Below are 8,804 nucleotides of genomic sequence, written 5' to 3' on the forward strand. Positions count from 1 at the left end.
GTAACTCGAAAAATTCCGAATTTTTGGTGTGGAAACGTCTAAAAGGTGTGAGAAGAAAAAACTACACCCGCTAAAAATAACAACGGAGACAAACAAAATGACAGCCAATCACTTTGTAAAGGCATTGATTTTGCCCGAGGATCATGAATACGAGGAATTAACAGCCATAGTTTCCTCTATGAAGAACGCTAAGCTCATGACCAAAGCTAATGAGCAGGTCTCTGGTGAGAGAAGTGCTCAGGTTAATGCCGGCAGCCTTACTTCTTTTGTCGAAAACCTCACGGGTCAGGACAAATCGGACGTTATGAACTCGACACTCCTCGCCCAGCTTTCGGCGAACAAAATGCATGACCGCATGCAGGCTCCGATGGATTGGTACAAATATTATATTAATGTGCTGGAAAATATTGGCTGGAATCTGCCTGGTTTTGCGTTTGATACTTACACGTCGGGAGGAAGTACGGTAAACTTGGACAAGGCGGTGCTTGGGATTTTGGCCGCAATCGCGACAGGTGGTGAAATTGCTCTCGTACAGGCGACAATGAATGCTTTGCAAGCTCAATCAGCCGACTCTGCGCCGATGAACATTTGGAACGCGAATACCAGCGGTGGCAACAACGGAAATTTCCAAATCATTCCGGTCGCAAATGTGAATGATAATGTCGTTATGATGATGGTCGGCATGCAGTTTAAGGCCCGAACGAGCAGTGGTGGATTTCTATGGTGGACGTGGAAGAGTACGGACATTGACATAAAGAGGGCAGCTAACAAATTTGAACTCAACAAAGATGTTTACAAACAGGTTCGGCAGCAGATTATCGACAAACTTGGCGACAAAGCAAAAACCTTCGTAGCGAATTTACCAGATTTAGATTAGTGACGATCTTTACCGGATCACACTGAATCAAAAAAAACCGACTTCAGTAATAATAACTCAGCAATAAGGACATTGCTGAAGTCGTTGGTAGTTCAGCAATAAGGACGTGTCAGAGGCAGTGGTGAATTATTGCTTTCAAGATTGTCATTTCTGGAACATCCTCAATGGTCTATTTTGACCTGCATGCAAAAAACTTTATTCGACTTTGCAATCAAAGGAAACTAACAAAATGAATGCAAGTGAATTTTTAAAAAGTCTGGTTATTCCAGAGCCTCAAGAATACGCGAAATTGACAGCCAACGTTGCCTCTGCTCAGGTGGAATCTGCCCAGACTGCCGCGACTGATGGGAATGCGAAGAGTGCTCAGATTAATGTCGGCTGCCTTTGTGTCTTTTCCGAGGGCCTGACTGTCCAAAACAAATCGGACGTTATGAACTCGACACTCCTCGCCCAGCTTTCGGCGAACCAATCGTTTGACCGCTTTGCGGCTCCGATGGATTGGTACAACTATTATATTAATCTGCTGGGAAATATTGGCTGGAATATACCAGCTTGGTCAAATCAAACTATTCCCGAAACATCGCCGATGAACTGGGAGGAGGCGGTGCTTCGGACTATGGCATCAATAGAGACGGGAGATGCAATGGCACTCGCAAAGGCGGGAATGAAGGCTACGCAAGGTCTTGAAAGCAACAGCAAAGGAATGAAGATTTGGAGCGCGAACTCAAGCAGTGAGACCAACGGAAATTTCCAAATCATGCCGGTCATGCCGATGAATGGTACTGTCGTCGCAGTGACGAGCGGCATTCATTTCCAGTCCACAATGAGCCAAGGTGCATTCCTATCGTGGAGCATGAACTTTGCTATTCAGGGGGGATGTGTTAAAGCCGAACTCAACGAAGATATCTATAGCAAGGTTCGGCAGCAGATTATCGATAAAATTGGTAACAGAGCGATGACCAACGTGGCGGATATACCTTTTTAGAGCATCTTAGCGAGACTTAAACAAATTTGAAGCCGCTTACAAAGCCCAAACTGGCTTTGTAAGCGGCGAATACGCCCCAATTTTCCTTGGCTTTATCGAAAGTAGCTGCATTCAGGACCATCACTACTATAGCGATCCTAAATCATTATCGAGAGTGCCATCACCAAGCTAACGCTCTTCTGTCACTAGCTGTAGGAGTGCGATCGTCTAGTCGCAACAAGAAGCTGATATCGGCTAACCTCACCTCGCCAGCCTGCGAACGCCCAATATTCTCTTTATTGACACTCATCAGTATCTCACTCTCTACTGCATTACTGCATCCGTCGTGGGTATTTCTTAATGCTGTGGGTGAGCGGGGTCAAGGGGAAGAGGCGATCGTATTAATGCTCGTTTGGTTACGGATTTAGTTGTTGCCTAGCCTTATACTCTCCCCGAAGTGACAACAAAAGAGGGTTAATATACCAGGCAGGAGGAACGCAGGCGTGCCAAATATTTTGGTGAATCACCCCGTCAGCTTGTCAACACTCACCACCAGCACCAGGATGCTAGGGGGATGACCAGTGAGTTGCAGCAACTTTGCTCTTTATTGAGAGGTTGGCTATCTCCTTGAAGAGTGGACAACCTCGAAAATAGTTTCGGATTCGCACTCACAAGAGCTTGACTAAATCGCCAAAAACTTTGCTAAACTTATCTATAGTGGATCGAAAAAAGCAGTCTCAAAATGTTCGCCATCAAAAGAGCGCTCAAATTAAATAACCACGAAGCAACTTGGTTGGCAAAACACGCAGGATTTAGGCGGGTAGTCTTCAACATGGGATTGAGCCTGCGGACTCAGATGTATGGTGAAGCAAAACTTTCCGACAATAAAGTAATTAACGAAGTCAAGAAAGTTTTGACAAATCACGTCAAGAAACAGCCACAATTCAATTGGATGAATCAACTGTCTTCTCGAGTATATCAAAACGCATTAATCGACTTAAAAGATGCGTTCAGTCGGTATCGCTCAGGCAAGTCAGGGCATCCCAGATTCAACCGTCGCAGGGATGGGCAATCGTTCACAGTAGATTCATCAAACGGAAAGGTGTTACTAGCTGCTGGGAACACAATTAAAATTCCCACACTCGGAACATTCCGACTGCACGAACCTTTGGAATGTAGTTTTGTTTCCCAGACTTTCACCTTATCAAAATCGGGAAGTAGCTGGTTCGTATCCTTCTGTGTAGATGCGGAACGTTTACCCGGTCAGCAACTTCAAGAGTCGGTAGGCATTGATGTTGGAATTAAATCCTTTGCTACCTTTGTCAAACGAGCAAGTATTCGAGCAAGTATTTGAGGCACCGAAGCCGTTAAAGCAAGCGAAAACCAAGCTAGCCAGACTGCAACGAAAGGCTTCAAAGCAGGTAAAAGGTTCTAACAATCAGCGCCAAACCTACCATAAGATCGGTCGAATTCATGCACGAATATCTGCCATACGCCAGGATTTCCTGCACAAGTTAACAACTTACTTAGCGAAAACTTTCCAAGTAATTAAGATTGAAGACTTGAACGTCAAAGGAATGATGGCAAACCACAAACTTGCCGGAGCCATATCGGATTTAGGATTTTATGAATTCAAGCGCCAACTAGAATACAAATGTCAGATGTATGGGGCAAGTTTAGTATTGGTAGACCAGTGGTTTCCTAGCTCGAAACTTTGCTCGAACTGCGGACATAAACAAGATATGCCACTGAATCTTAGGACTTATGATTGCCTTGTTTGTGGTAACTCAATTGACCGTGACTTGAACGCCAGTTTAAATATTTTCAACTGGAAACCCTCGGCTTGAGGGGGATAGCCTACTTACCTTGGGATGGCCGACCACCCAACAGCGTAGGAAGTAAACACTAATTATTCAAAGTCTAACTTTGAATAAGTCTAGACAAGTTTTATGGAGCAGCAGATCGCAGACAGCTTCAAGGAGTTTGGCGGTGATGTTGGTCATGGTTTCAAGTCCTGGGAGTTATGCCCAAACCTTAATTAAATCTGAAAAACTATTACTTTTGGTAATTTTGCTTATATAAATTAGTTGACGAGCCTAAAGGAAATAAATGTATGGCCACAATAAAAGGCAGTGTAACGGTAGGGGGAACCAAATTTGAATATGCAGAACTAGACTATGGTAAAAATCGTGGAATTGCAATATGGCGACTTGGAGTTGCCAAAGATAGGCATGAGTATTTACTTACTCCCAACCCCCACGACGATCCTTGGTATAATAAGCATCAAGAAGATTTTTACCGTGAAGCTGCTACTAGAATTGGTGAAATCTTTATGCGGGGAAATCCTAATGCCTACCCGCCGTTTGGGACAAAAATAACCGTTCACAGTATTGACTATACATTAAGCCAATATTAAAGGCGTGATTCCGCCTGTACCAGTTCCGGGCTTTCACCGTTATTAGTATTAATAGTTGGGAAACTGACTGCAAAATTAGCTTTATGACGGTGTTCCTGCTAACAATGGAAACAAAGGAATTGATGGCAAAAATTATCCCCAACCAGAACGAACTTACGGAGTATGTTCAGGCGATAGTGCTACTTTGAGGTGGTAAGGAATCTGGGGGTTGAGGGTGGATTTTTTGGGATAAAAATTGTTGCTAACTCAAAAAAATCCAAAAATGGGGTTGGGGAACGTTTAAAAAATAAGGAGAATTATATGGCTACTTTCATTAAAAATGAAACCATAATGCGTTTACGTGTTCTTGCGATTACCGTGTTTATTGTTCTAGGGACATTTGTTTTTATAAATCCCGCATTTGCTATTTCATACCCAGCTTATCAATGTTTAGTAAGACTGGAGACTAGAGATATCTACTGTAGCGATAAAAAAGTCAAGAGCCATGAAGAAGGGAACAAGTGGATTAAGACCTGTGGGTTCCAGGGGAGAGCTGAAAACCGGAATGATCGACCTGCTAAAGCATTTAGCTGTCCTCCTCCTAAACAGGCTAACGTTAAAATTCAATAACATTGGGACAGCTATCGCACTCATGTAAATGAAGGAGATCACTTTATTCGTAGAAAGAATCAGATTGTTTTTATTTGCTGGAGTGCGATTTATTCACGGGAGAATGGTAACAAGTTGATGAAAGTCCAATCACTTTTTAACATGAATGCGAGCGCTTTGATGATGTAGGGAGTGCGATCACTTTGATGATGAGAGATTGGGAAGGGCGATCGCCTTTTTTGTGGGAAATTAGGGAGTGCGATCGCTTAGCCCACCAGAGGCATCGCTTTTTTGTGGGGAGAAGGGCGTTGCTATAAAATCGCTTATTGACTCTCAAACATATTTTTTGGGGAAGCTAAGTGTCGGTTTTCCCAAAAAACAATAAATCTTATCATACTTTTGTATACTTGCAAAATCGGGATGCTCCCCAAAATTCAAGGTGGCGAATCAGTGTCGCTCTCAACTCGCCCTTGAATATCCGAATTTGCCAAAAAGTCCTTAGTTACAGCCAATAACAACCGTACAATCGCAGTAAAGCTGGACTCAAACCACTGCCACCATGACCGACCCCATCACCGCCCAACTCAAACAAGCCTCAGAGGGTTTGCTCTTCTCCACCGAATCTGACGCGCCTTTCGAGGTTGAAGAGTGGAAAACGCAAGGAAAACTCACCCCAGCGAAACTCCTGCAACTGACGAACCACGAACCCGACGCCCCCGTAGAAATAGTGAGCGTTGACGAGTTCTTTGCGATCGCAATTGTTGAAGAAGATTGGCACGATGAAGATGAACGGGAGACAGTGCAGAGGTTTCAGAACTTGGTGAGCGTATTGAAGCAGAATTTATCCAACATCCAAGTTTACCGAGTGGGCAAAATCAACATCGATGCTTACATAGTTGGAGTAACTCCCAGCGGTAATTGTGTGGGGCTGTCAACGCAACTGGTAGAAACTTAATTACTGGCCATCAACTTTGCTCTCAATTACTTGCTGAACCTGCACCGGTACGTTTGACAACAAATTCAGCCCCGTCTCTCGCTCCACTTGCCTCACCGGTACTCGAAAGCTTTTCCATCCCTTGCCCTTGACGCTGGCATCGTTGGGCATCATCACAGCGATCGTCCTGGTGTCGGCTGTAATTCCCTGCAACCCCAATCCTTGTCGATCTACTACTACGATAATTTTCCAAGTCTTAGTCGGCACTGCGATTTTCTCCTTTTTCCCGATGCTGCCGCTACTTCCTACAGGCCCAGCAACGATGTAAAGCTCCTTGCCCTGCTGCACCAACGATCGACAATACTCTTCCAAGTCACCCCACACGCCTCTGTTGAGTTCTGGCACTTGAGGCATCATGTTGGTCATCAAAAAAGTAGCGCTGTTGTCCGCTTCATTGCGAGTGCGATCGGCGCTTGGTGCGATGTGTCCTCGGTCGTAGCCACTTCCGGTGTAATCGTTGGGTCTAACTTTGTACGCAGCAGTGGGGAGGGCATCGTCAGGTTTGAAATCATTCTTGCGGTCAGCGCTGCCAATCCAAGATTTATTCAGTTGCCACGATACCCAGTTGGCAGTGTGCGTTTTGCTGTTGTAGGAAAGTACGTACTGCGGCTTCACCATTAAATAGTTGTCGGTGCTGGCAACACTCGAAGCTGCATTGCTGGGATTGCCCAGGAGCAAGTTGGGGTTGTTGGTGGCGGATGCGATCGGTTCTCGCGTTCCCGGTTTTGGCGTTGGTTGCTGCACCTTCGGTTTCTCGCGATCGACTTGAGGAAGTTTAGATGGCGGTGACGGTGCAGTCAGGTTGCAGCCACTAATCATTCCCACCACCAACACCAGAGCGATCGCCCTTTGATAAACCTGCCTCATTCCAGCTACTCCCCAACTTGCTAATCTCCCCTACTCTGCAAGCTTACAGTGGCATGAGACACAGCTTCTCACTCATTACTCATTACTCATTACTTTGTATACTCAGTAATTCAGTAATGCAGTAAGTGATGCAGTAAGTAGTTTGGTTATTAATAGATTGGAGAACTCGTCAAAGTACAACAGCCCCACAGAGAGTTAGCTGATTGGTTTCTCCCAGCAACGCAACCCAGTTTTAGCTCCCAAGCGAAAGCCCCGCACTCTAACGGTACTCCGTTGAGTGACGGGATGTAAGCGCGTCCTCTTCTGGGGTTCAAGGCCCCGTAGATGGACTATCTTCTGGGGTATCCTGCTGCTCAATATATTTTTTAAGTACAGAAATTGTTACCCCGCCACAAGACGCAATGAAATATGACTCATTCCATAAAACACTTTTCCAGTAGTGCTTTTTCACGTCATCAGCAAATTCTTCTCTAATCTTTCGGCTGGAAACAGATTTTAAATTACCCACAAATTTTGGCAATTCCATCTGAGGTAGATATTGAAACAGAAGATGGATATGATCTTCTTCACCGTTGAACTCAACTACCTTGCACCCCCATTTTTCACACAAATCATTAAATATTTCAGACAGCCTATTTATCATCTGACCAGTAAAAACTTTGCGCCTATATTTTGTTGTTAAAACTAGATGGGCTTTCAAGTCTGAGATACATCTCCCACTAGAAACAAAATCATCTTTCATGTCACCGTATCACTTTTATGCTACACTGATATTATGATAACAGCTTATAAGTACAAATTACGCCCCAACAAAGCCCAAACTCATCAAATTGATGAGTGGCTAAACTTGTTGCGTATGCAGTACAACTATAGACTGTCAGAGCGTTTTAACTGGTTTGAGTCTACTCGTAGCCCTATTAATTCATGCTCTCTTGTCTCGTGCAGTATCGCTCCGATTGTGGCGCAACCTGATTATTATTGGCAAAAGCGAGATTTACTTAATACCAAAAAGCTATTTCCTGATTACAAACAGATTCACTCTCAAGTGCTTCAAGATTGCATTGCTAGGGTAAAAAAAGCTTTTGACCGATACGTCAGTGCTGATAAATCAGGTAAGCGGGCTGGCAAGCCAAGATTTAAAGGTCGTGGCAGATATCACAGTTTTACCTATACTCAGATGCCGCAAGACTGCATCAAAGGAAATCGCATCACCCTATCTAAGATTGGCGATGTCAAGATAATTCTGCATCGTCCTATTCCTGATGGATTCAAAATCAAGACTGCGACTATTGTTAAGAATGCTGATGGCTATTATGTTGTGCTGACATTGCAAGATGTCACCGTGCCAACAATCATCCCTGATATCAATCTAGATCATGCTGTTGGTATTGATATGGGACTTAAGGATTTCTTGATTACCAGTGATGGTGAAACTGTGCCAATTCCACAGTTTGCTCGAAAAGCTGAGATCGATAAAAAGATCCGAAATAAGGCTGTTTCCCGTAAAAATAAAGGCAGTAACCGCAGACGTAAGGCTGTTAAACACCTCGCCAAACACCATCAAAAAATAGCAAGACAACGCAAAGATTTTCATTATAAATCCGCAAAGAAATTACTCGATAAGTACGATGTTATTGGCTTTGAAGATTTAAATGTCAAGGGTTTGGCTAAGACTAGGATGGCGAAATCGATCCTAGATGCTGGTTGGAGTGAATTTCTATCTATTCTAGTTTGCAAGGCTGAAAGTGCTGGCAAGTTGGCTATAGCTGTGAATCCAAATGGCACCACCCAAAATTGTTCTAATTGCGGTACTCGCGTCCCTAAAACGATTGCGGACAGATGGCATAGTTGCCATGTCTGCGGTCTGGAATTGGATCGGGATGTGAATGCCGCGATTAATGTTAAGAACTTGGCTGTCGGGCGGACAGTCAATAAAGCTCAGCGTGTTTCCGATGCAGACGCAGGATTAGCTGAGAAGCCCACCCTATACTCGTCCGCGAGTTAGGGCTGGGAGTCGTCACTAACAGATGCCAACACAAGTGCTATACTTGCTGCATTAAGTATTTCAGTAATGCAGTAAACAATGCAGTAAGGAATC

Annotated in this window: 11 protein-coding genes; 8 read left to right on the plus strand and 3 right to left on the minus strand. The window is 44.2% G+C overall.

Annotated features, from left to right (window positions below):
• Positions 1-97: 97 nt before the first annotated feature.
• On the plus strand, positions 98-877 hold the full coding sequence (locus P2A85_RS29605; protein WP_377481998.1) for a hypothetical protein: 780 nt from the start codon (positions 98-100) through the stop codon (positions 875-877).
• A 229-nt stretch (positions 878-1,106) separates the two neighbouring features.
• The gene (locus P2A85_RS29610; RefSeq protein ID WP_377482001.1) at positions 1,107-1,862 is read left to right on the plus strand and encodes a hypothetical protein; all 756 of its coding nucleotides are present in this window, start codon (positions 1,107-1,109) and stop codon (positions 1,860-1,862) included.
• 160 nt (positions 1,863-2,022) lie between these two features.
• Here P2A85_RS29610 and P2A85_RS29615 read toward each other — a convergent pair whose 3' ends face one another.
• A complete protein-coding gene (locus P2A85_RS29615) occupies positions 2,023-2,151 on the minus strand; it encodes a hypothetical protein (RefSeq protein WP_377482004.1) in 129 nt (42 codons plus the stop codon).
• A gap of 432 nt (positions 2,152-2,583) precedes the next feature.
• On the opposite strand from P2A85_RS29615, the gene P2A85_RS29620 reads away from it, so the two are divergent.
• From P2A85_RS29620 to P2A85_RS29640, 5 genes are all read left to right on the plus strand, one after another.
• Positions 2,584-3,195, plus strand: a complete 612-nt coding sequence (locus tag P2A85_RS29620) for an RNA-guided endonuclease InsQ/TnpB family protein (RefSeq protein ID WP_377482007.1) — start codon at positions 2,584-2,586, stop codon at positions 3,193-3,195.
• Positions 3,152-3,688 carry an RNA-guided endonuclease InsQ/TnpB family protein gene (locus P2A85_RS29625; RefSeq protein WP_377482010.1) on the plus strand — a complete coding sequence of 179 codons (537 nt, stop codon included), beginning with the start codon at positions 3,152-3,154 and terminating at the stop codon, positions 3,686-3,688. The genes P2A85_RS29620 and P2A85_RS29625 overlap by 44 nt, the downstream gene beginning before the upstream one ends.
• 266 nt (positions 3,689-3,954) lie before the next feature.
• Positions 3,955-4,257: a hypothetical protein gene (locus P2A85_RS29630; RefSeq protein ID WP_377482012.1), complete on the plus strand. Its 303-nt coding sequence runs from the start codon at positions 3,955-3,957 to the stop codon at positions 4,255-4,257.
• Between the two features lie 189 nt (positions 4,258-4,446).
• Positions 4,447-4,866, plus strand: coding sequence for a hypothetical protein (locus P2A85_RS29635; protein ID WP_377482015.1), 420 nt, complete (start codon positions 4,447-4,449; stop codon positions 4,864-4,866).
• Between the two features lie 538 nt (positions 4,867-5,404).
• Positions 5,405-5,800, plus strand: coding sequence for a nuclease A inhibitor family protein (locus P2A85_RS29640; RefSeq protein WP_377482018.1), 396 nt, complete (start codon positions 5,405-5,407; stop codon positions 5,798-5,800).
• Here P2A85_RS29640 and P2A85_RS29645 read toward each other — a convergent pair whose 3' ends face one another.
• Together P2A85_RS29645 and tnpA are read right to left on the minus strand one after the other, a co-directional pair.
• Entirely contained in the window at positions 5,801-6,706 is a 906-nt protein-coding gene (locus P2A85_RS29645; RefSeq protein WP_377482021.1) for a DNA/RNA non-specific endonuclease, read from the minus strand.
• A 310-nt stretch (positions 6,707-7,016) separates the two neighbouring features.
• Entirely contained in the window at positions 7,017-7,448 is a 432-nt protein-coding gene (gene tnpA, locus P2A85_RS29650) for an IS200/IS605 family transposase (RefSeq protein WP_377482024.1), read from the minus strand.
• Between the two features lie 33 nt (positions 7,449-7,481).
• Here tnpA and P2A85_RS29655 point away from each other — a divergent pair, with 33 nt between their 5' ends.
• Positions 7,482-8,711: an RNA-guided endonuclease InsQ/TnpB family protein gene (locus P2A85_RS29655; RefSeq protein ID WP_377482026.1), complete on the plus strand. Its 1,230-nt coding sequence runs from the start codon at positions 7,482-7,484 to the stop codon at positions 8,709-8,711.
• The last annotated feature ends 93 nt before the right edge of the window (positions 8,712-8,804 follow it).

This window comes from Microcoleus anatoxicus, from assembly GCF_042465725.1.
GTDB lineage: Bacteria > Cyanobacteriota > Cyanobacteriia > Cyanobacteriales > Microcoleaceae > Microcoleus > Microcoleus anatoxicus.